Annotated in this window: 22 protein-coding genes and 1 pseudogene; 15 read left to right on the forward strand and 8 right to left on the reverse strand. The window is 42.1% G+C overall.

Going from position 1 to position 21,193, the window contains the following annotated elements; translation table 11 throughout:
* Positions 1-52 precede the first annotated feature (52 nt).
* The gene (locus IPL35_16350) at positions 53-2,476 is read left to right on the forward strand and encodes an endonuclease MutS2 (protein ID MBK8444873.1); all 2,424 of its coding nucleotides are present in this window, start codon (positions 53-55) and stop codon (positions 2,474-2,476) included.
* Between the two features lie 131 nt (positions 2,477-2,607).
* On the opposite strand, the gene IPL35_16355 is transcribed toward IPL35_16350, so the two are convergent.
* On the reverse strand, positions 2,608-2,994 hold the full coding sequence (locus tag IPL35_16355) for a hypothetical protein (GenBank protein ID MBK8444874.1): 387 nt from the start codon (positions 2,992-2,994) through the stop codon (positions 2,608-2,610).
* A gap of 133 nt (positions 2,995-3,127) precedes the next feature.
* Between IPL35_16355 and IPL35_16360 the strand changes: the two genes are divergently transcribed.
* From IPL35_16360 to IPL35_16385, 6 genes are all read left to right on the forward strand, one after another.
* On the forward strand, positions 3,128-3,628 hold the full coding sequence (locus IPL35_16360; protein MBK8444875.1) for a hypothetical protein: 501 nt from the start codon (positions 3,128-3,130) through the stop codon (positions 3,626-3,628).
* A 237-nt stretch (positions 3,629-3,865) separates the two neighbouring features.
* Positions 3,866-4,753, forward strand: a complete 888-nt coding sequence (yhdJ, locus tag IPL35_16365; protein MBK8444876.1) for an adenine-specific DNA-methyltransferase — start codon at positions 3,866-3,868, stop codon at positions 4,751-4,753.
* A complete protein-coding gene (locus tag IPL35_16370) occupies positions 4,725-5,123 on the forward strand; it encodes a hypothetical protein (protein ID MBK8444877.1) in 399 nt (132 codons plus the stop codon). Before yhdJ ends, IPL35_16370 begins: the two co-directional genes overlap by 29 nt.
* A 133-nt stretch (positions 5,124-5,256) precedes the next feature.
* On the forward strand, positions 5,257-6,639 hold the full coding sequence (locus IPL35_16375) for a HEAT repeat domain-containing protein (protein ID MBK8444878.1): 1,383 nt from the start codon (positions 5,257-5,259) through the stop codon (positions 6,637-6,639).
* Complete coding sequence (locus tag IPL35_16380) at positions 6,618-7,541, forward strand: CfrBI family restriction endonuclease (GenBank protein MBK8444879.1); 924 nt, start codon at positions 6,618-6,620, stop codon at positions 7,539-7,541. Before IPL35_16375 ends, IPL35_16380 begins: the two co-directional genes overlap by 22 nt.
* A 266-nt stretch (positions 7,542-7,807) precedes the next feature.
* A complete protein-coding gene (locus IPL35_16385) occupies positions 7,808-8,254 on the forward strand; it encodes a type II restriction endonuclease (GenBank protein ID MBK8444880.1) in 447 nt (148 codons plus the stop codon).
* A gap of 63 nt (positions 8,255-8,317) precedes the next feature.
* On the opposite strand, the gene IPL35_16390 is transcribed toward IPL35_16385, so the two are convergent.
* Positions 8,318-9,154: an MBL fold metallo-hydrolase gene (locus IPL35_16390; GenBank protein MBK8444881.1), complete on the reverse strand. Its 837-nt coding sequence runs from the start codon at positions 9,152-9,154 to the stop codon at positions 8,318-8,320.
* A gap of 78 nt (positions 9,155-9,232) precedes the next feature.
* The gene (locus tag IPL35_16395) at positions 9,233-10,405 is read right to left on the reverse strand and encodes a 3-hydroxybutyryl-CoA dehydrogenase (GenBank protein MBK8444882.1); all 1,173 of its coding nucleotides are present in this window, start codon (positions 10,403-10,405) and stop codon (positions 9,233-9,235) included.
* Positions 10,406-10,582: 177 nt separating this feature from the next.
* On the opposite strand from IPL35_16395, the gene tgt reads away from it, so the two are divergent.
* The 3 genes from tgt to IPL35_16410 all read left to right on the forward strand — a co-directional run bounded on the left by tgt (position 10,583) and on the right by IPL35_16410 (position 13,405).
* A complete protein-coding gene (gene tgt, locus IPL35_16400; GenBank protein MBK8444883.1) occupies positions 10,583-11,716 on the forward strand; it encodes a tRNA guanosine(34) transglycosylase Tgt in 1,134 nt (377 codons plus the stop codon).
* A 313-nt stretch (positions 11,717-12,029) separates the two neighbouring features.
* The gene (locus IPL35_16405) at positions 12,030-12,800 is read left to right on the forward strand and encodes a murein L,D-transpeptidase catalytic domain family protein (GenBank protein ID MBK8444884.1); all 771 of its coding nucleotides are present in this window, start codon (positions 12,030-12,032) and stop codon (positions 12,798-12,800) included.
* Positions 12,801-12,925: 125 nt separating this feature from the next.
* The gene (locus IPL35_16410; GenBank protein MBK8444885.1) at positions 12,926-13,405 is read left to right on the forward strand and encodes an NUDIX domain-containing protein; all 480 of its coding nucleotides are present in this window, start codon (positions 12,926-12,928) and stop codon (positions 13,403-13,405) included.
* A gap of 61 nt (positions 13,406-13,466) precedes the next feature.
* Here IPL35_16410 and trxA read toward each other — a convergent pair whose 3' ends face one another.
* Together trxA and IPL35_16420 are read right to left on the reverse strand one after the other, a co-directional pair.
* Positions 13,467-13,784 (reverse strand): thioredoxin, encoded by a 318-nt coding sequence (gene trxA / locus IPL35_16415; protein MBK8444886.1) that lies wholly within the window; start codon positions 13,782-13,784, stop codon positions 13,467-13,469.
* 128 nt (positions 13,785-13,912) lie between these two features.
* Positions 13,913-14,335, reverse strand: a complete 423-nt coding sequence (locus tag IPL35_16420) for a DUF3127 domain-containing protein (GenBank protein ID MBK8444887.1) — start codon at positions 14,333-14,335, stop codon at positions 13,913-13,915.
* 213 nt (positions 14,336-14,548) lie between these two features.
* Between IPL35_16420 and IPL35_16425 the strand changes: the two genes are divergently transcribed.
* The gene (locus tag IPL35_16425; GenBank protein ID MBK8444888.1) at positions 14,549-14,917 is read left to right on the forward strand and encodes a hypothetical protein; all 369 of its coding nucleotides are present in this window, start codon (positions 14,549-14,551) and stop codon (positions 14,915-14,917) included.
* A 154-nt stretch (positions 14,918-15,071) separates the two neighbouring features.
* Here IPL35_16425 and aroA read toward each other — a convergent pair whose 3' ends face one another.
* Together aroA and IPL35_16435 are read right to left on the reverse strand one after the other, a co-directional pair.
* On the reverse strand, positions 15,072-16,400 hold the full coding sequence (gene aroA / locus IPL35_16430) for a 3-phosphoshikimate 1-carboxyvinyltransferase (GenBank protein ID MBK8444889.1): 1,329 nt from the start codon (positions 16,398-16,400) through the stop codon (positions 15,072-15,074).
* Entirely contained in the window at positions 16,381-16,890 is a 510-nt protein-coding gene (locus tag IPL35_16435) for a GAF domain-containing protein (GenBank protein MBK8444890.1), read from the reverse strand. Before IPL35_16435 ends, aroA begins: the two co-directional genes overlap by 20 nt.
* Positions 16,891-17,126: 236 nt before the next feature.
* On the opposite strand from IPL35_16435, the gene maf reads away from it, so the two are divergent.
* Both maf and IPL35_16445 read left to right on the forward strand, forming a co-directional pair.
* Positions 17,127-17,711, forward strand: coding sequence for a septum formation protein Maf (gene maf, locus IPL35_16440; protein MBK8444891.1), 585 nt, complete (start codon positions 17,127-17,129; stop codon positions 17,709-17,711).
* A 91-nt stretch (positions 17,712-17,802) separates the two neighbouring features.
* A complete protein-coding gene (locus IPL35_16445) occupies positions 17,803-18,057 on the forward strand; it encodes a 30S ribosomal protein S20 (GenBank protein ID MBK8444892.1) in 255 nt (84 codons plus the stop codon).
* Positions 18,058-18,170: 113 nt separating this feature from the next.
* Here the strand turns inward: IPL35_16445 and IPL35_16450 are convergent, their stop codons facing one another.
* Positions 18,171-18,950, reverse strand: coding sequence for a 1-acyl-sn-glycerol-3-phosphate acyltransferase (locus IPL35_16450; GenBank protein ID MBK8444893.1), 780 nt, complete (start codon positions 18,948-18,950; stop codon positions 18,171-18,173).
* 351 nt (positions 18,951-19,301) lie between these two features.
* Between IPL35_16450 and IPL35_16455 the strand changes: the two genes are divergently transcribed.
* Together IPL35_16455 and IPL35_16460 are read left to right on the forward strand one after the other, a co-directional pair.
* Complete coding sequence (locus IPL35_16455) at positions 19,302-19,541, forward strand: transposase (GenBank protein MBK8444894.1); 240 nt, start codon at positions 19,302-19,304, stop codon at positions 19,539-19,541.
* 632 nt (positions 19,542-20,173) lie between these two features.
* A pseudogene (locus IPL35_16460) lies at positions 20,174-20,425 on the forward strand (hypothetical protein).
* Positions 20,426-21,193: the final 768 nt, after the last annotated feature.

Here is a 21,193-nt window from a genome sequence, read left to right on the forward strand (position 1 = left end):
CCGGAGCAACTTTATTGCGCTTGCTTTTGTTGCTATTGACCCTTACCAAACAATGACCACACAACAACATAGCCCTTCGTATCGTCCCAAAGTGGCTCAACTGTATCCCAAAGAGGTGTATGCCAAGCTGGAATTTGATAAAATATTGGAAATTCTTGAAAAATCGTGCCAAAGCGCACTCGGAAAACGCCACGTGGCAGCTATTCAGCCGCAATTTAACCCCGATTTGGTGCTGCGCCTGCTGACCCAAACCGAGGAGTTTGTGCGCATTGAGGGCAACAGCCATTTTGAATTTCCTACCGATAATTATTTAGACCTCCACGACGAACTCGCCCTGCTGCGCATTGAGGCTTCGGTGCTGACGGCGGAGCAGATTTTTCGTGTTTTCAAGGTATTGCACACCACGCAGCGCATTGTCCATTTTTTTAATAATAAAGAGGGCGAAAATCAGGCGATTTTTCCCGAATTGTATGTCATCGTTCAAAAAATAGCGGTGGATAAGGATTTGCTCAATGCCATCAAGGCGATTTTGGACGAAGAAGGCAGGCTGCGCAACAATGCCTCATCCGAATTGCAGCGTATCCGCAAAAATATCAGCCTCAAATATGCCGAAATCAACAATGCTTTTCGCCGCCTGCTGGGTGAATTTAAGAAAAATAACTGGCTCACCGAAGATGAAGAAAGTGTGCGCAACGGACGGCGCGTGCTGGCGGTGCCTTCGGAGCTGAAACGCAAAATAAAAGGCGTGATATTGGACGAGTCGGCGACCGGAAAAACTACTTTCATTGAGCCGCAGGAAACCCTGCAACTCAACAATGAGTTGTTTGAATTGCAGTTGGAAGAAAAACGCGAAATTTATCGTATTTTAAAAACCCTGACAGCGCACATACGGCAGCATCACGAGTCTTTGGGGCAGTATCAGAATGTGCTGGGGATTTTGGATTTTATACGCGCCAAAGCCAAATTAGCCCTGCAAATCAACGGTGTGAAACCCTACCTCTCCAACGACCGCACTATGGAGTGGCAACAAGCCTATCACCCTTTGCTGCTGCTGCGCAACCAAAGGCAACAAAAAAATACCGTTCCGCTCTATTTGCGCCTTTCGCCCGCCGAGCGGGTTTTGGTCATCAGCGGTCCCAATGCGGGCGGCAAATCGGTGAGCCTCAAAACGGTGGGGCTGCTGCAACTGATGTTGCAAACGGGTTTGTTGGTGCCGGTAAAGGCACTTTCTACTTTTATGTTGTTTGAGCAAATTTTTGTGGACATCGGCGATGAGCAATCGCTCGAAAACGACCTGAGCACTTACAGTTCCAAGCTCATCAATATGAAATATTTTTTGGATTTTGCCAATGCCAAAACCCTCTTTTTGATAGATGAGTTCGGCTCGGGTACCGACCCGCGCTTCGGCGGTGCCATTGCCGAAAGTATTTTGGAAGACCTCAACCGCCGTTTTTGCTACGGTGTTATCACCACGCACTACTCCAATATCAAAATTTTTGCTTCCGAAACCAAAGGTATTATCAATGGGGCTATGTCGTATAGCAACGAAACCTTACAGCCCCTCTACCGCTTGCAGGTGGGGCAGCCCGGGAGTTCTTATGCTTTTGAAATTGCTCAAAAAAGCGGCTTAAAAGGAGATATTTTGGACAAAGCCCGACAAAAAGTGGGCGCAGATTATCAGCAGTTTGACCATTTGCTTTCTTCTTTGCAAAGCGAAAAAACTACCCTGATGCAAAAAGATGCAGAAGTGAGCAAACTATTGGAAGAAAACAAAAAACTGAAGCAGGAATACGAAGAAAAATCGCGCTTTTTGGATAAAAACACCAAAAAAATACTCCTCAAAGCCGAACAAGACACGCTCTTTGCTTTGCAGCAGACCAATAAGCGCATGGAAAATATGCTGCGCGAATTTACGGAGCAAAAAGAAAAGGAAACCTTGCAACAACTCAAAAATGAGGTGCAGCAGGAGCGCAAAATATTGGAAGAAAAAATAGCGGATTTGCAGGAGAGCGTATTTGTAAACGACAAAGAAGATGCCATAGCAATAGGCTCGGTGGTGCTGCTGCGCGATGGGGTGCAGCGCGGAACGGTATTGGAAATCAACGGCGATACGGCTCTTTTGGAGTTCGGCTCGCTGAAAACCCGCGCCAAACTCAAAGAACTGACCTTGGTGCAGCAGCCCAAAGCCGCCGCCAAAGTTACCACGCGCCTCCATACTTTTGAGCGGAGTTTGGAGTTTGATGCTACCTTAGATGTGCGTGGCTTGCGCAGCCACGAAGCCCTCGCCGAAGTGGAACGACTGATGGATAATGCCCTGATGCTCAATGCCGACCGCCTCAAGATTATTCACGGCAAAGGAGACGGTATTTTGCGCAAACAAATACGCCAGTATCTTCGCAAATACCCCGCCGCACTCCATATTTCCGATGAAGACCCGCAATACGGCGGCGATGGTATTACGATTATCCAGCTTTGATATGCCCCCAACTTTGATGCCCACCCAACTTTGACAATGTTTGAAACATTGTCAAAGTTGAATGCCCGCCCGCCGACCGGAGTGGGTGCCTACCTGCAATTCAACTTTTTTGGGGTGTAAAATAAACTTTGTCAAAGTTGGAACTTTGACAAAGTTATCAATTTCCTCCCTTTGACCTGCAATTTGCTCCCTTCAACCCTCGCTGTCCTCACTTCAACCCTCGCTGTCCTCCCTTCAACCCTCGCTGTCCTCCCTTCAACCCTCGCCGTCCTCCCTTCAACCCTCGCCGTCCTCCCTTCAACCCTCGCTGTCCTCCCTTCAACCCTCGCTGTCCTCCCTTCAACCCTCGCCGTCCTCACTTCAACCCTCGCTGTCCTCACTTCAACCCTCGCCGTCCTCACTTCAACCCTCGCCGTCCTCCCTTCAACCCTCGCCGTCCTCCCTTCAACCCTCGCCGTCCTCCCTTCAACCCTCGCCGTCCTCGCTTTTACCCTCTCCGTTCTCACTCTTACCTCCAATTTGCTCCCTTTTTAATTTTCAATTTTTAAAATTAATTCCCAACTCACACAATACAACGCAGCTACTCACGTTTATAGTTTCGCAACCGAATTGGTTGCCTTGTAACCACTTCTTAAATCTTTTATTTATTCTATGGCACAACACAATCAGATTTCGGCTTCGCTGACTGCTGCCGACCTGACGGAACTGCTCAAAGCCGTAGCAGTTATCAAAGAAAAACTGCCCTTCTTGGTAAACCTCACCCCCGAAGAGCGACAATCTTATGCGCGTATGGGCGATAAATCGCTGGCTTTTGTTGAAAAATCTTTGGACTATGCCAAAGAAAATCCGCAATTGCTGCCGCCTTTTTTGAATGTGGCGGAGTTTGAAAAAGACATGCTCCTCGTAAACGATTTGCGGCGTTTGCTGCGACCGCTCACGGCTATTGTGGAAAGTATAGACGATACCGTGATGCTGGCGGGCAGCGAAAGCTATTCGGCGGCTCTGATTTTTTATCAGGCGGTGAAGATGGCGAAAATGATGAACATCGCAGGTACAGACAGCATTTACGAAGATTTGGCGAAGCGTTTTTCGGGTAGAGGTCTCAGCGAAGAGGCACCCGCACCGCCGCCAACCGAAGAGCCGGAGGTATAGGCTTTATGTTGAACTACCGACATCTCTGAGGTGTCGGTAGTTTTTTTGTTGTATAATACTATATTATTTATAATAGTAAGTACAGGAAAAATTATAAATTTGGGCTTGATATGATATACACGACCTTATACCGAAAATGAACCAAAAAGAAAATTGAGGCGAAAGACCAGATTGTCTTGTAAATCAATTCACTCTTTTTTTGCCTAAATTTCAAACGACTTTTAATTGAATTTCAAAATGGAAATATTAGGTAACGAACAACATAAAATTATTCACGGAGACGCTTTGGAAGCATTAAAAACACTTCCTGACAACGCTGTGGATTTGATATTTGCCGACCCACCCTACAACATTGGTAAAAACTTTAACGGACATATTGAAAAATGGAAAACAGAAGAAGCATACCTTGAATGGTGCTACGAGTGGCTTGACTTGTGTATTCAAAAACTTAAACCAAACGGCAGTTTTTATGTAATGACAGCGACACAGTTTATGCCGTTTTTCGACATTTATCTACGAAAAAAATTAGACATACTTTCCAGACTTGTTTGGTATTACGACAGTTCAGGCGTTCAAGCCAAAAAATATTATGGTTCAATGTATGAGCCAATTTTGTTTTGTGTAAAAGACAAGAACAATTACACTTTTAACACAAACGACATCTTAGTAGAAGCAAAAACAGGAGCAAAACGAAAACTCATTGATTATCGCAAAGCCGTTCCGACAGTTTACAGTTCAGAGAAAGTTCCCGGCAATGTTTGGGAGTTTGCAAGGGTTCGTTATCGTATGGACGAATACGAAAATCACCCGACACAGAAACCAATCGCTTTACTCGAAAGGATTATAAAAGCAAGTTCAAACGAAGGAGATTTAGTGTTAGACCCATTTTCGGGAACATTTACTACTTGCTTTGTGGCAAAAGAACTTGGCAGAAATTCCATTGGCATAGAACTACAAGAAGAGTATGTAAAAATTGGTTTGCGGAGATTACAATTAGCCAAAGAGTTTAAAGGCGAAAAACTACAAAAAGAAATCCGCACTTATGAAACAGAAAAGTTGGCGGCAGCCAACACCTTAAAATTATTTGAAGAGCCAAATGGAAAATATATTCACAGCAAACATTAAATCGGTTTTAGAAAACCACTTTGGCAAAAATGCTGACGATATTTTTGATAAGAGCCAACTTATTCAATACATAAACGAGAAAACCCGTTCAGCAAATAAGGGTTCAAAATCTCGTTCAAGTTTCGCAAACCTTTACGCTATCTATGTTATCATAGAAGATTATATCGCCAATGGCTTTGACCAAAAAGGGGATTATTCAAAGTATGAAGGTGCATTGTTTAACAAACTTTTTGCAAGACAAAGGGAATTGCCTTTTGGCAGCAAACTTCAAAATCACGCATTGAACAACAGAATGAACTCGGAATTTCAAAAATATTTTCCAAGTTCAGAGTTTATTCCCATACTGCGTAGCCTTGAAACTAATCGTTAAAACCGTTACAAGCAACCCTAACAGAGCGACCTAAATAAAGTAGACGAACAGAAACTGACAATTTTACCATTCACAACGACTGACAAACTGAATTAAAACACTAACTTTGTCAAATAACTTTTTAGACAGATAAATGCTTACAAAAGAATACATAAAAAAACTAAAAACCAGCAGAAATGGTGCTATTAAACATCTTGTCGAACAAAATAAGACAAACAGTAGCAACTTGGTTTTTATCTTGGAAAGTTTGGGACAACTGCCTAAAAACTTTGACGGTTCATTCTTGCCTGACTTGACAACGCACAAAAGTTCAAACGTTAGGCTTTTGGCTGTAAAGAATATCGGAAAATTAGCAACCGAAGAAAATATTCAACTACTTTTATACATCTCAAAACACGACAACGATACAACTGTTAGACGTGAAGCAATTTCATCAATCGGACGAATGAGAAAAGAAATTGTGAAGCCATATTTGGTTGAAGCGTTAAAAGACCAAGACCCAAAAGTCGTTTGCCAAGCCATTCGTGGACTTTTAGTTTTTAAAGGCAACGGAGTTGATGAAGAACTTAAAAAGTTAATCTATCACGAAAACGAAATGGTGCGAACGGTGATTTATAAAGAGTTTTTTCCTACGCAAAAAACTCATAAAAATCAGCCTCATATCGAAAGTTACGACTATCTGAAAAACGTTGTCGTAAATGCTGATACGATTGAAACTATGAAACTTTTGGAAGATGAAAGTATTCATTTGACGTTCACTTCGCCTCCGTATTACAACGCAAGGGATTATTCAATCTACCCAAGCTACAAAGCGTATTTAGAATTTCTTGCAGACGTTTTTAAAGAAGTTCATCGTATAACCAAAGAAGGGCGTTTTTTAATCGTAAACACTTCACCAATTATTATTCCGAGAATTAGCCGTTCACATAGCAGTAAACGCTATCCAATCCCGTTTGACATTCACCCATATTTAATGGAAATGGGTTGGGAATTTATTGACGACATTGTTTGGTTGAAACCCGAAGCAAGTGTAAAAAATCGCATTGGTGGTTTTATGCAACATCGTAAACCTCTTGGCTACAAACCAAATTGTGTAACCGAATATTTAATGGTTTATAGAAAATCAACTGAAAAATTATTGGATTGGAATATTCGTTCATACGACCACAAAACAGTCCAGGAAAGCAAAGTAGCAGACGGTTACGAAACATCAAACGTTTGGAAAATTGACCCTTGCTTTAACAAAGTGCATTCCGCAGTTTTTCCTGTCGAACTTTGCAGACGAGTAATTCAATATTACTCTTTCAAGGGCGATTTAGTTTTTGACCCATTTGGTGGAAGTGGAACAATGGGGAAAACCGCAAAAAATTTAGGACGTAACTTTTTCTTGACTGAAAAAGAGGAAACTTATTTTGAATATATGAAATCAAAAAAATCAAAAGCCTTATTTGACGAAAGAGAAACAAAATTTTTAAAATTAGACGAATTTAAAGAATGGATATTACGAGAAAAATAGTCATCAAAGAAATTATTGAACGACTTTTAAAAGCAAAAGATTACAGAATTGTAACACAAACAGAAATCAACACAAAGTTTTTGACTTATTGCCTTGATTTCTTCAAGAAAGTTGTTGATGCAAAATTGAACGGAACAACAATTACGGAAGATTGGTACAAAGACAATTTTGTGATGAATAATTCTCACAAACCTGTTGATAGAGCAATTTATGCAGGTATAAATAAGAAAACAATCACAAATATGTTTAACAGTGGAACGAAAGAAATTGTAGTTTCCGCTTCCGAAGATAATTACGACACTCTTGTAAATTCAATTTCTCATTTAATAGAAGAAAACGACACGATAGATTTAAAACTCACAATAAAATTCAATAGCGTTAGCGTTGAATTAAACTTGAACGAAAGCCTAATTGTTATTACCAGTTTGGCAGTTAAACGTGCTGCAATTACGGGCGGTGCATATAGCACAATCGGTAAAATCGTTGAGGGACCCTTGATGCTAACCTTATGCAAATTATACAAAGTTTCTACTGAAAATTACAGCATAAAAATTGAAGGAGCAGGTGCTGCAAGTTATGGAGATTTTGAACGAGAAATAGACTTTTTCCTATCAAAGAATGGAATAAATCACAAATGCGAAGTAAAACTTATGGGAAAAGGAAATCCAGAAGTTGCTGATGCTGTAATTGCAAGAGAAAGCACAGTTTTCGTTGCTGACAAACTTTCGGACACAAACAAAAACCAACTCGATAGCCTAAATGTAAATTGGGTAGAACTACGAACAGAAGGCGGATTTAAGCGTTTCAAAAATGTTTTGGAAAAGTTGGAAATCCCCTTCACGGATTATAACGGAAATTTAGATGAAGACCTTGAACTACTTTTTGATGAAATCTTGGTGTAAAACAAGAACAGCCTGCAACAAGGGTTTTGCATAATGAAGGGTTATAGATTTTTATTGAACTTTTGTGCTAAATTGAATAATAGTAATTCTAATCAACATTAATGCTAAAATGCCGCCACTACGCCAAGCCCCAAACTGAGATTGGCAAAACAACACCAAAGAAAATTGAGGAATTTGTAATTGGTTTGCTTGCGCCAAATGTTGATGCAAGGCTTTTTGAAATTGTTAGTTATTCAATTCTCAAATATTTTTATCACGACCAGCAAATATTTTGGGGCTATGAACTTGAAAAACTAAACAAAGAGAATTTAAAACTTTACAAAACAGGAAGAACAAACGCCAATGACGGAGGTATTGACTTCGTGATGAAACCGCTTGGACGATTTTTTCAAGTAACAGAAACTTTGGACTTCAAAAAATACTTTCTCGACATTGACAAAATACAGAAGTATCCAATCACTTTTGTAATCAAATCAACCGAACCGACCGAAGACCTTTTAAAGAAAATCCGAGAGAACGCAAGTAAAACGTATTCAATCAAAGCCATCGTTGATAAGTATATGGACTGCATTGAAGAAGTGATAAATATTCCGACTCTCAACGACAGATTTAACGATGCTGTGAAACAAGGCTATCTAAACAAAATCCTTGACGAAGTAGTCATTCAAAGCAAAGTTGAGTTTAATTATGAGGACACGGACGATGAAAAATAAAAAATAAAAACAAAAATCTCCCCTCCTCCCAACTTTGGTAAAGCTAAATACCCCACAAAAACGCTAAATATCCTCTAAGCGCAGCACCTCGCTTTGGCGTATGCCCTTTTCCGTTTTTTGTACGGTGCAACAGGCAATAGTGCGGTCGTGCTCAAAAAACAAGACCTCGTTGCGCTGCGCCACCCCTTCGAGCAATGCCGCTTTTTCGCGCATCAATTCCAAAGGCTGTATATCATAAGCCATCAAATAAGGCACAGGAATATGCGCCGCCGAAGGCATCAAATCCGCTACATAATGCACTACCGTATCGCGGTAATGAATATGCGTCACAAACATACCTTCGGTGTGTCCGTTGGCGAGGCTCACGCGCACCTTGGGCATTATCTCGGCTCCGGCTTGCGCAAATTGCAGTTGCCCGTTTTCCTGAATAGGCACAAAATTCTCTTTCAGAAAAGAAGCCTTTTCGCGCGGGTTGGGGTGCAGGGCATTGTTCCAGTGCGCCTCGTGTGTCCAGTAGGTGGCATTGCGAAACTGCGGGCGGTAGTGGTGGTCGTCCACACGCACTACTGCCCCGCCGCAGTGGTCAAAATGGAGGTGCGTGAGCAGCACATCAGTGATGTCGTCCGGCGAAAAGCCGTGCTTTTTCAGCGAGCCGAGCAGCGAAGCCTCGCCGTGGGGTTCGTAGTAGCTGAAAAATTTTTCGCTTTGCTTATTCCCCAATCCGCAATCAATGAGGAGCAGCCGCTTGCCGTCTTCTACCAGTAGGCAGCGCATTGCCCAGGTGCAGAGGTTGTTGGCATCGGGCGGGTTGAGGTGCTGCCAAATGCTTTTAGGCACTACACCAAACATAGCACCGCCGTCTAATTTAAAAAATCCGGTATCAATGACGTATAAGTTCATATATCCAAAAGAAGTTTTTTTGTAATAAAACAGCTTGATAAAGAAAGCTGTCGCGCTTTTTTTAAAGAAAAATATTTTTTACAACTCAAAATTCTCCTGATTGCGAGACATTTTTCGCAACAAAAAACTGCACCGATAGCGGTCTTCGCGGTAATCATCATACAGCACGTCCATATTGCGCACGCACTCGGCAATCCCCGCTTCATTTGCCCACGCCAATAGACCTTTCGGGTAGTTTACGCCCAAAGTCATCGCCAAATCAATATGCGGCGGGCTGGCAACCTGCCAAAATACGGCATCGGCGGCTTCGTTGATGAGCATCATAATAATGCGCTGCGCAATATATCCGCCCAATTCGTAGTTTTCCTGCACCGCCGGAATTTCCGCACCTGCCGCCGTATAATGATAAAAGCCGCGCCCCGATTTTTTACCCAAAAATCCCGCTTCTACCAAACGCTTTTGCGTAAAAGAAGGCTTATAGCGCGGCTCGCCATAAAAAGCCTGAAAGGTGCTTTCGGTGACGGTAAAATTGACATCGTTGCCGATAAAATCCATCAGCTCAAAGGGTCCCATCCGAAAACCACCGATTTGCTTCATCGCCCAATCAATGGTGGCACTGTCGGCAATGCCCTCTTCCAAAAGTCGGAGAGCTTCGCTGTAAAAAGGACGCGCAATGCGGTTCACGATAAAAGCGGGCGTATCTTTGGCAAGCACGCTTGTTTTTCCCCATTGCTCCACTATATTTTTGGCGGCAGCCGTCACACCTTCGTGCGTTTGCAGTGCGGGTATCACTTCCACGAGTTTCATCAGCGTGGCGGGATTAAAAAAATGCAAGCCCACTACCCTTTCGGGCAGACGGCAGGCGGCGGCAATGGAAGTAATGGAAAGCGATGAAGTATTACTCGCCAAAATGCAGGAATCAGCAACCAATTCTTCTATTTGGGTAAAAAGCTGCTGTTTTGCAGGTAAATTTTCTACAATGGCTTCAATAACAAGTTGGCAGTCCGACAAAGCATTTAGTTCGCCGACAAACTGAATACGCGCAAAAGTATGCTCTGCGGTTTCGGGGCTTATTTTGCCTTTGGCGGCGAGTTGTTGCAGGTTTTTCTCAATTTGCTCGCGTGCCTTTTCGAGGGCGGCGGCGGCACTGTCGTATATCCGCACCTGCGCCCCGTGCTGGGCGGCAATCTGCGCAATACCGCTCCCCATGGAGCCACTGCCGACCACCCCCAATATAAGCGTCTGATTCATAAGTATATAAAAAATAAATCGCTGATTAAAAATACAAAGATATGTTTTTTTGAAGCAATTATCCGCTTTTTGAAGCATAAATGAAGTAAAAACACAACTTATAAAAGAGACTTCTTCATTTTAATATTGCCACAAAAACAATAATTTCGTCTTTGGCTGTTGTACCTTTGCCGGAATATGAGCAAATTTTCAATAGAAGCACGCTGCACGCACAGCAAAGCCCGCGCTGCTACCTTGCACACGGCACACGGCATCATACAAACACCTATTTTTATGCCCGTAGGTACGGCGGGTACCGTAAAAGCCGTTCATTTTGCCGAATTAGAAACAGTGGTGCAGGCGCAAATTATTTTGGGCAATACCTATCATCTGTATTTGCGACCGGGTACGGCGACTTTGCAGGAGGCGGGCGGTTTGCACCGTTTCAATTCGTGGGGCAAGCCCATACTCACCGACAGTGGCGGCTATCAGGTGTATTCCTTGACGCAAATCCGAAAAATCAACGAAGAAGGCGTTAAGTTTCAGTCGCATATTGACGGCTCTTACCATTTATTTACGCCCGAAAGCGTGATGGATATTCAAAGGCAAATCGGGGCAGATATTATAATGGCTTTTGATGAATGTACGCCCTACCCTTGCGAGTACGGCTATGCGAATCAGTCTTTGCAGCGCACCCACCGCTGGCTGTTGCGCTGTATTCAGCAATTTAATGCTACTCCCCCCTTGTACGGCTACGAGCAAATGTTGTTTCCCATCGTGCAGGGCAGCGTTTACCGCGATTTGCGGGTGCAGTCGGCGGAGTTTGTGGCGGCGCAGGAGCAGGCGGGCAATGCCATTGGCGGCTTGGCTGTAGGCGAACCCGCCGAAATAATGTACGAAATGACCGATTTGGTGACAGATATTTTGCCCGCCGACAAGCCGCGCTACTTGATGGGCGTAGGCACGCCGGTGAATATTTTGGAAAGCATCGCTTTAGGCGTGGATATGTTTGATTGTGTGATGCCCACCCGCAACGCCCGCAACGGCTGGCTTTTTACTTCGCAGGGCATTATCAATATCAAAAATCAAAAATGGAAAAACGACTTTTCGTCCATCGATGCCGACAGCCCTTCGGCGGTGAGCCGCCAACACAGCAAAGCCTACCTGCGCCATCTGATTATCTCCAAAGAAATTCTAGGAGCGCAAATTGCCACGTTGCAAAACCTGAGTTTTTATCTAAATTTGGTAAAAGAAGCCCGCGAACATATCATCGGCGGCGATTTCGCAACTTGGAAAAATGCCACTTTAGCCCGCATTATGCAACGTTTGTAAATTATTTTTTCATCAATAATAATAATTTTTAATAAAAAACACTCATCACATCAAAGCACTGATTATCAGTATTTTACAATACAAAAAAGCAATAAACACGCGCTTCATTTCCCGATTTTCCGATGCAGCGGTACATTTTTTTTTGCCTTTTTTTGTTATTTTAAAATAAATCATATTTCTTTGCGTTTCTTAAATAAAGAAAAACCTTTTTTGCATCAGCAATAATTAATGGTTCCATCTTATTGCTTTCGTCCTTTTATTACCGAGTAATTCATTTTTAGTAAAAACCAAAAATCAATTATTTTTCAACAACATGCAAAAAACGCGCTTTGCTATACGCCTTTTTCTATTAGTACATTTATTATTTTATTTTCAGAAAATATCCTTCGGTAGCAATACCTATCTTCATACAGCAAGCATTGTAAAAAACTATACTGTTCAGCATTTTGAGCAGGATATTTATGCTTTGTATGAAAGAATGTCGCTGAAAAAAGCTGGCTTGCACTACAATGCCTTCCGTTCCGCTTTGATTGGCTATTATAATATGGTAGCAGAAGGCAAAGTAGGCAATAAAAATATTATCTCTATCGCCAACTTTGAGCAGCCTTCTTCTGCCAAACGCTTGTATGTGATTGATTTGAAAAATGAAAAATTGCTCTATAAAAGTTTGTGCGCACACGGTCAAAAAACGGGCGACAACTATGCAGAGTGGTTTTCCAACACTCCCAATTCGCACAAGAGCAGCTTAGGTTTTTATACCACCGCCGAAACTTATAGCGGCGAACACGGTTATTCGTTGCGCTTCGACGGCATAGAAACAGAATTTAATACCAATGCCCGCGACCGCGCCATTGTGATGCACGCCGCCGACTATGTAAGCGAAAATTTCGTAAAACAACACGGCAGATTGGGGCGCAGTCACGGCTGTCCGGCAGTGTCTCCGACAGATTCTAAACCTATCATCAACACCATAAAAGGCGGCACTTGTTTCTTCATCTACAAAGATGCTTCGGAATACACCCAAAAAAGCCGCTATCTGAACTTGGGAAAAGCCGCACAGACCTATTTGCAAGCGGGCGTGTAGTGTGCTTTTTTTCTCCTATAAAAAAAGAAATTGTATTTTTTCTAACTTAGACAATTGATAGCAGCTGCCCCTTCATCCGGCAGCTGTTTTTTTTTATCTCTCACCCTGCGCTCTAAAATATAACCATGAACCGCACACCATCGTTGCCTGTACTCGCTTATAATGTGCGCGTATATGGCATTTTGATTGAAAACGATTGTTTACTGGTAAGCGACGAAGTGTATAAAGGTATGCAGATGACCAAATTTGCGGGCGGCGGCGTAGTATTGGGCGAGGGTTTGGAGGCGGCTTTGTGTCGGGAGTTTGAAGAGGAGCATCATTTGTCGGTCGGTGTGGAGCGCGTATTTTACGTCAATACATTTTTGCAGCTTTCTGCATTTAATCCACAGGAGCAATTGATTGCTTTGTATTTTTTCATCAAAACAGAAACGGCTGTTGTGGCGGATATTTCGGCTACTCCTTTTGTATTCGGAGCAAAGGTGCAAAATGCACAGCGTTTGCGCTGGTTGCCGCTCAAGGCTTTGGAGGTGGAGCAGTTTACTTTTCCGACAGACCGGCAGGCGGCGCGGGAGGTGCTGCGATATATCGGTGGAGAAAGGTCATAAAAAAAAAGCGGCAAGTGAAAATTATTCCACTTACCGCCATTTTATCTCACTAAAAAAAGTACTATAAAAGTGCTTTTAATTTATTTTCCAATACAGAGCGGGGCACAGCACCTACTTGTTTATCTACAACTTCTCCGTTTTTGATAAACAAAATGGTAGGAATATTGCGCACTCCGTATTTAAAAGCAGTTTCGGGATTGGTATCTACATCTACTTTGCCTACTAATGCTTGTCCTTCGTAATCTTTTGCCAAATCTTCGATGATGGGACCCACTGCACGGCAAGGACCGCACCATTCTGCCCAAAAATCTACAATTGCCACTTTACCGCTATTAATTACGGTATCCGAAAAGTTGGCATCGGTGAATTGCATCGCCATAAAAAACTGTGTGTTTTATTTTTATTTGTTGAGTGAAAAATGTTATTGATAACAACTTACTCCTCAAAATAAGTTCCAATCGTGCAAAAGCTGCCATTATGACAGCAGAAACAAGGTTTTTATTTTTTTTAGAAGGGCAAGTCGTCATCGGCTGCTAATTGCGAGGCTGTCGTAATGACAGGAGCAGGGGCAACCGGTGTTGCTGTTGCAGTATAGGATTCGTTTGCCGGAGCAAAACTACTACCCGCCGAAGAAGTGCCGCTACGCTCTAATTTCCACGCATCTAAGGAGTTGAAATAGCTCGTTACGCCGTCTTTTGTCCAACCTCTGCCGCGCAAATTAAAACTTACCTTTACGGTATCGTTGAGCTGAAAAGCATCTATCAACACCACACGGTCTTGGGTAAGCTGAAATTTTAAATAATCGCTGTAAATAGTGCCGCCTATTTCTCTGTCCACCTGTATCACAAATTCACGTACCTTAAATGATTCGGTTTTCGCCTGAACGTCAGAAATGGCTATCAGTTTGCCTTCAATTTCAAATGTACTCATAAAATAAAATAGGGATTAATTGGTAAATACTGTTGTTTCTTTTTTTTCTTCTGCAAATATACTTTTTTTGCTCAAAAAAGTTTCATTTTTGCGGCGAATTATCTACATTTTTTCTATTATTAACAATAAAAAGTGCTTTTGGTTTGGTATTTTTCTTAAAATAAATACCCTCAAAAGTTCTGATGACTGAGGTATCTTTCTTGTATAATTGTTATGGATAAGTATATTATTTCCGGTTTGTTGAAGATAGGTGTAGGCGGCAATTTTGTGGCGCACTCCATTGCTGCCTTTCAGGGTGATGCACGTTTGGCAAAATATCTGACTTGGGTGGGTATCAATAGCGAAGCGGCAACCCTGCTGCTGCCTCTGCTCGGAGCTATTCACATGCTCGTGGGCGTGGCGGTGCTGCTAAAACCCCTGCCCTGGATATTGTTGTATGCAACTGTCTGGAGTTTTTTTACAGCATTGTTACCTTGGCTCTACGATTACGACTGGTTGGCGTTTGTGCAACAAAGCACCTGCTGGACGAGTGCGCTGGCTATTTATTTAATACTATATCGCGGCATCAAAAACAACCGATAGAGTGTTTAGTTTTGAGTTTTGAGTGATTAGTTATTGGTTAAATATTTCATTTTTAATCATTTATTTCGTTCGTTATCATTCAATATTTGTACTAAGATAATATTTTTCAATATCATTTTTTGTTGTAAAATTCGGCTTATTTATTTTTCGGCATTTATACAAAACGGACTTCAAAACCTGCTCGCTGCAAATCATTCCAAAAATCGGGATATGATTTGCCCGCCACTGCCGGATTTTCAATGCGCACCCCGCGCGGAAAACACAATGCCAGAGGTGCGAAAGCCATTGCCATGCGATGGTCGCGGTGGGTGGCGAATGTGGGCAATGCCGCCGCACGGTCAAAATCTACTGCTGTCGGGTGCAAATGCCAAGCAGTTCCTTGCGGCTCAAAAGCATACCCTATTTTTGACAATTCGCTGTGTAATGCACTGCATCTTTTGCTTTCTTTGAGTTCTAATGTTTGCAAACCGTAAAAAAAAGCCTCCCGCCGCAGGGCAGCCAGCAATACCGCCACTGTGGGCGCAATATCGGGGGTATCCAGCATATCCAACTCTATCAGAGCGGGTAGCTGTTCAAGGGGTGGCTGTGTATATAAACGCAGCGAGCCGTGGTTTGTAAAAACACTTTTTACTCCCCATTGCTCTGCCCATTGTACTAGGTGGCTGTCGCCCTGCCACGAATTTTCAAGCAAATCAGGTATTTCAATAACAATATCGCGCCGCAAAGCAGCAATGGCATACCAATAAGAAGCCGCACTCCAATCGTTTTCTACTGTATAGGGGCGTGCCTGATAAGTTTGCGGCACTATGCTGATTTCGTTGCCGGAGCGGTGCGCTTCAATGCCGAAATAGCGTTGCAACTGCAAAGTCATTTCAATATAAGGTTCAGAAACCATTTTTCCTTCGCCGCAAATTTTCAGAGGGCTTTGCAAGGTGGGTGCAATGAGCAGCAATGCACTGATAAATTGGCTGCTCACATCGGCGGCAATGTGGAGCGTGCCGCCCTGCAATGGCTTACCGCTAATATGAAGTGGTGCAAAATTCTCTTTTTCTACATATTTGATATTGGCTCCTAATTGGCGCAGCGCAGCCACCAAAGGCGCAATGGGGCGTTGGCGCAGTCGCTCATCGCCGGTGAGTAGGTACTCGCCTTCGGTGGCGGCGCAATAAGCACACAAAAAACGAAACGCCGTTCCTGCTGCGCCAATATCCAAAGTGGTGCAAGTGTGGGGGGCAGCTTGCCGTATTTGTTGCAGGGCTTTTGAAAGATGCTGTGTGTCTTCGGAACTCGACAAATTATGAATATCAAACGAGGGTCGGCACAAAGCCCGAATGAGCAAAGCGCGGTTGCTGAGGCTTTTGGAACTTACCAAATCAATGGCGGCGGCGGGGCACAACTGCGGTGGAGCGATGAGATGACAATATTGCATATTGCAAAAATTCGGTTTAGTTTTTTGTTGTTCTTCATTTTTGTTGTTCTTCATTTTGATAAGTAGCCGCCAGCATCATCGCCACCAATTTTTCCAAAAAATGGCGGTCGGTATCGTCAAATTCGCGAAGGCGGTCGCTGTCCACGTCCAGCACAAACACCACTTCGCCGCGATGCAGGGCGGGTACAACAATTTCGGATTTAGACAAACTGCTGCAAGCGATATGTCCTTCAAATTCATCTACATTAGGCACGACAAGCGTACTTTGGCGCGTGACCGCTGCTCCGCACACCCCGCGATGCAGCGCAATGCGCGTACAAGCCACTGTACCCTGAAAAGGAGCTAAACGCAATTCGCCCGCCACCATGCGATAAAAGCCCACCCAAAAAAATCCGAAGGCTTGGCGCAACAAAGCAGCCATATTTGCCATATTCGCAATCAGGTCATTTTCTTCTGCCAGCAGGTGCTGCGCCAATTGGAGGGTTTCGGTATAGCGTTGTTCTTTTGAAAGCAAACTTGTGGTAAAATTGATGTCGTGTGCCATATTTTTATAAAAGCAATGGAAAGGAATATTTTTTTCAAGAAATAAAATAAAGCATAAAATTATGGAAATAAGAATAATAAAGATGGTTCAGGATAAATTTTTACGCTGATGTAAATATAGGGGGTATCTTTTTAGAGGTGACTGTTTAAAATTTGGCAGTTACGACAGAAATAGCGTAATTTGCGATGCTGCTCTTGTTGTGCAACAGTATAGCTCACAAAATTATCAACTATTATATGTTTTCGCATTTGCCTCAAATTATTTTGGCTTCGCAATCGCCGCGCCGTTCTTTTTTGTTGCAGCAGGCGGGTTTTCGCTTTGAGCAGCGTGTAAAAGAAATTGATGAAAGTGATTTTCCGCCTGATATGCTGCCTCACCAAGTGCCGCAGTATTTGGCAGAAAAAAAAGCACTTGCCCTCTTGCCCGATTTGCAACCCGATGATTTGGTGCTTGCCGCCGATACCATTGTATTATTAAACGGCAGCATCTACGGAAAAGCCGCTAACGAGGAAGAAGCCTGCCATACTCTGCACGCACTTTCGGGCAAAAAACACGAAGTAGTGTCGGGAGTTTGTTTTTTGAGCCGCCAACACCGCCATTGTTTTTCGGAAGTGACCGAAGTGTATTTTAAGCCTTTGAGCGATGGACAAATCCGGCACTATGTTGCTCATTATCAACCTTTTGACAAAGCGGGCAGCTATGCCATTCAGGAGTGGATAGGATTGGTAGGCATTGAAAAAATAAATGGCTGCTACTTCAATGTAATGGGCTTACCCGTAGCCAGATTGGTGACAGAATTGGAAAAATTTTTAAATCATTGATTTTTTATACCTAAAAAGTTTTAACATCACATAAAAAGCTATATCTTTGCACCTCAATAAAAAATCTAAACGAAAATAGAGTTTTACATTTATGGCACATCATAAATCCGCCCAAAAAAGAATTCGTCAGATTGCAAAACGTCGCCTGCGCAATCGTTATTATGCCAAAACTACACGCAATGCCATTAAAAAATTGCGTACTATTGAGGATAAAAAAGAAGCCACTACTTTATTGCCAAGTGTAGTAAGTATGGTGGATCGTTTGGCAAAACGCCATATCATTCATCGCAACAAAGCTGCCAATCTCAAATCATCTTTGATGAAAAGAGTAAATACTTTGAGCTAAAACCTCAAAGGCAGTTTTTTTTGATGCAATTTTCATTGAAATAAACCCAATATCAGGTTATAAAAAAAGGGAACAGTGTGCAGTTATGCTACTGTTCCCTTTTTGTGTTGTCGTCAGGAAGGCATTTGTAGCGCGCCATCGGGAAAAGCGAGGCGCATACGCGCTTCCATCACCGAGCGCACAGCAGCAGAGTAGCCCTGCACATCGCAAGCGGCTTGGTAGGGGGCGGGAGAAAAGGGACCGTCCCACACGCAATGGATAGTGCCCGGACGCAGCAGCCACGAGTTGCCCGGCAGCCGCAACACCGAATCGGGGCAGGTGAGCATCACTATCGGCACATCGGTATCTATGGAAATCTGAAAAGCTCCTTTATGAAAAGGTTTCAGCAACTCGGGTCCATTGTTGCGCGTGCCTTCGGGATAAATAACAATGGAGTCGCCCTCCACAATGGCGCGGGTGAGGCGATATACACTCAAAGCGCGGTCGTTGGCATTGTACCTGTCCACCGAAATATATAAATGCTTGAGAATATACCCAAAAACAGGATACCGCAAAATCTCCGCTTTTCCCAAAAATTTTGCTTTGCCGCGCGTGGCTACAGCCGAAATTAAAGGGTCGAGGTTCGAAGTATGGTTGAAGATAAATACATATCGCTGCGAAAAATCTACCGGAATATTTTCAATTCCTTTTAGGCGAATACCGCAAATAAATAAGCATATTTTGGCAAAATAATACGGCAATATATACAGCCGTGAGCGTTGGTGCTGTGGCGTAATCCATACCAATACTACCAATCCCAAAAATGCAAAAGTCAAAATAATAGCTATCAACAGCATGCAAAATGCCGTCCATAAAAAATACAAAACACGCATAGTATATATAAGCAAATTCATCTTTTTGATATCACTTTTGCAGTTGTCTTAGTAAGAGACCCTAACTATACGACAGTTTTTTAAGGATAAAAAAATGCCATAAATTAGAGGAGTCATCACATTAGAGGAGTCATCACACACCCTTTACTTATGGCACACAATATAAAATTGTCAGACAAACATAGTGATTTGGAAACAGAATTGCAAAAAAGCTGCCCAAATCTTCGTTATGGTTCATAAAATCCCTAATATTGTTTATGAAAGCGAGCATAGTTTCAGGCAGTGCTATCCTAAGCAAAGTGGGCAACCAAATGGTTAATAAAGCGAGTAAGTGGTCAAATATCCGGATGGTGCAGGGATAACATTACTCGTTTGTTTGCAAAACTTCTATCTCTTCGGTGCCTATTCCCCCATCAACGGATACAATCTCACCTTATAAAAACCGAAGAATTCAAGATACTTCTACTTGACAATGGTGCTTTTCACCACAGCCGACAATTAGTAATTCCTAAAAACATTCATCTGTTGTTTGCTCCTCCTTATTCACCCGAATTAAACCCCGCAGAGATGATATGGCGATACATCAAGGGCAAAACTGCTAACATTATTTGAAAGATCTGGAAGAACTATCCGCCAATGTCGCTGATATTATCAAAATTAATAAAGAATTGAGCGAGTTATCTACGATGATATTCAATAAATTTTTGTGTTTATAAATTCTGATTGGAAGCACACAATATAATATTTTACTTATGTTAAAATCAAAATTGGATACAGAATTTCGGAAATTCCGTATCGCTTATGTAACCTATAGAATAAATGACCCGTGAGGGAAATAAGATTAAAATATTAATCAGATTTTTATACAATAATACACTTTTTTATACAATGTAAATAGATAAAAATGAGATTTTATATAGAAGCTGCTATTTAATATTAAATATTATAGAATGATAAAAATTATTTAATACTATAGTATAGAAAATAAATTTAACAATGGCATATAATTTGTTGAAAATGATTGTCTTTTGGTTTTTCGTTATTCCATTATTGCAGTGTGTCTTTTGAAGTTTTTAGCTATAAAAAAATTTACTCGTTATCTGCGAGCATTTTGACACAACGGATTTTATATCAAATATATTTAATAAATTTATATTATATAATAATAAAATTAAAAGTATGAAACAATTTAAACAAAGTAACCTTAAACAGAAACTATTGAGAGATAATGCTTATCCTCTCAAATATTTATTGGTATTTGGGGTATTTCCGTTACTCTTAATGCTCAGGTTAGCGGAGTTGCTTTTCGAGATTACAATGGGAATGGTTTTCAGGACTCATCACCTGAATACAATGAATTTGGTGTCAGTGGTATAGCAGTTACCGCATATCTAACTGATGGTACGGTCATAAGTACAAGCACCGATGCAACTGGGTCGTACACGTTCCCATCAAGTGCAATAAGCACATCAACTTATGCACGGATAGAGTTCACCGGTCTTAATCCGGGAGATTATACATCTTCTCTTGGAAGTGCTTATGGCAGTTCGGTTCAGTTTGTGCAAGCACCGACTACGGATATTGATTTTGCGCTTAATTCACCTCAGGATTACTGGGATTCGTCAGCTATTAATGATGTGTCGTTTATGATTCCTCGCTATAGTGCCGGTGCGTATGATGGAATGATGACTGATGGTGTTGCTATAGGAAGATTTTACAAGACAACACAAGGTGTACCTACTACGGCAAGTAATATTATTAATATATCTATTGATACTATTGCAAAATTTGGTGAGGTTGGTACAGTGTGGGGGCAGGCATATCAAAAAAACTTAGAGAGAAGCTTTTTTTCTGCCTTAGCAAAAAGACATTCAGAGGAAGGTCCAAGAGGTCTTGATGGGATATACATTGTAGAGGAATTATCCAATAACAGTTTTGGTATAGCTGCTGGTTTTGATTTGCAAGGCGTAGTTCCGGCGAATGGGGGATCGACTATTGATTTAGGAACAATCACAAGAAATCATATAAGCGGCGATGATAATTTTATTGGTGATGCCACTACAACCTATTGTCGGGATCTCGATGCATTTGCGAAAGTAGGAACCACAGGATATGGCGATACTGATTATGACCCTGTTAATAATTTGATATGGACAGTCAATCTCAAGCAACGGACATTGATTAGTATTGATGCATCAGTTCCTACTAGTACATTAAACAATGCTTCAGCAGCAATATTAGGTGGCATAACCAATACCTATGAT

Source organism: Sphingobacteriales bacterium, assembly GCA_016711285.1.
Classification (GTDB): domain Bacteria; phylum Bacteroidota; class Bacteroidia; order Chitinophagales; family UBA2359; genus JADJTG01.

Coding starts and splice junctions, on each gene's coding strand:
- IPL35_16360 (MBK8444875.1), top strand. CDS start 3,128: ATGGCACAACACAATCAGATTTCGGCTTCGCTGACTGCTGCCGACCTG.
- IPL35_16405 (MBK8444884.1), top strand. CDS start 12,030: ATGCAAAAAACGCGCTTTGCTATACGCCTTTTTCTATTAGTACATTTA.
- IPL35_16395 (MBK8444882.1), bottom strand. CDS start 10,405: ATGAATCAGACGCTTATATTGGGGGTGGTCGGCAGTGGCTCCATGGGG.
- IPL35_16380 (MBK8444879.1), top strand. CDS start 6,618: ATGGATATTACGAGAAAAATAGTCATCAAAGAAATTATTGAACGACTT.
- IPL35_16375 (MBK8444878.1), top strand. CDS start 5,257: ATGCTTACAAAAGAATACATAAAAAAACTAAAAACCAGCAGAAATGGT.
- trxA (MBK8444886.1), bottom strand. CDS start 13,784: ATGGCGATGCAATTCACCGATGCCAACTTTTCGGATACCGTAATTAAT.
- IPL35_16435 (MBK8444890.1), bottom strand. CDS start 16,890: ATGGCACACGACATCAATTTTACCACAAGTTTGCTTTCAAAAGAACAA.
- IPL35_16425 (MBK8444888.1), top strand. CDS start 14,549: ATGGATAAGTATATTATTTCCGGTTTGTTGAAGATAGGTGTAGGCGGC.
- yhdJ (MBK8444876.1), top strand. CDS start 3,866: ATGGAAATATTAGGTAACGAACAACATAAAATTATTCACGGAGACGCT.
- IPL35_16350 (MBK8444873.1), top strand. CDS start 53: ATGACCACACAACAACATAGCCCTTCGTATCGTCCCAAAGTGGCTCAA.
- tgt (MBK8444883.1), top strand. CDS start 10,583: ATGAGCAAATTTTCAATAGAAGCACGCTGCACGCACAGCAAAGCCCGC.
- IPL35_16445 (MBK8444892.1), top strand. CDS start 17,803: ATGGCACATCATAAATCCGCCCAAAAAAGAATTCGTCAGATTGCAAAA.
- IPL35_16410 (MBK8444885.1), top strand. CDS start 12,926: ATGAACCGCACACCATCGTTGCCTGTACTCGCTTATAATGTGCGCGTA.
- maf (MBK8444891.1), top strand. CDS start 17,127: ATGTTTTCGCATTTGCCTCAAATTATTTTGGCTTCGCAATCGCCGCGC.
- IPL35_16450 (MBK8444893.1), bottom strand. CDS start 18,950: ATGAATTTGCTTATATATACTATGCGTGTTTTGTATTTTTTATGGACG.
- IPL35_16390 (MBK8444881.1), bottom strand. CDS start 9,154: ATGAACTTATACGTCATTGATACCGGATTTTTTAAATTAGACGGCGGT.
- IPL35_16420 (MBK8444887.1), bottom strand. CDS start 14,335: ATGAGTACATTTGAAATTGAAGGCAAACTGATAGCCATTTCTGACGTT.
- IPL35_16370 (MBK8444877.1), top strand. CDS start 4,725: ATGGAAAATATATTCACAGCAAACATTAAATCGGTTTTAGAAAACCAC.
- aroA (MBK8444889.1), bottom strand. CDS start 16,400: ATGAAGAACAACAAAAATGAAGAACAACAAAAAACTAAACCGAATTTT.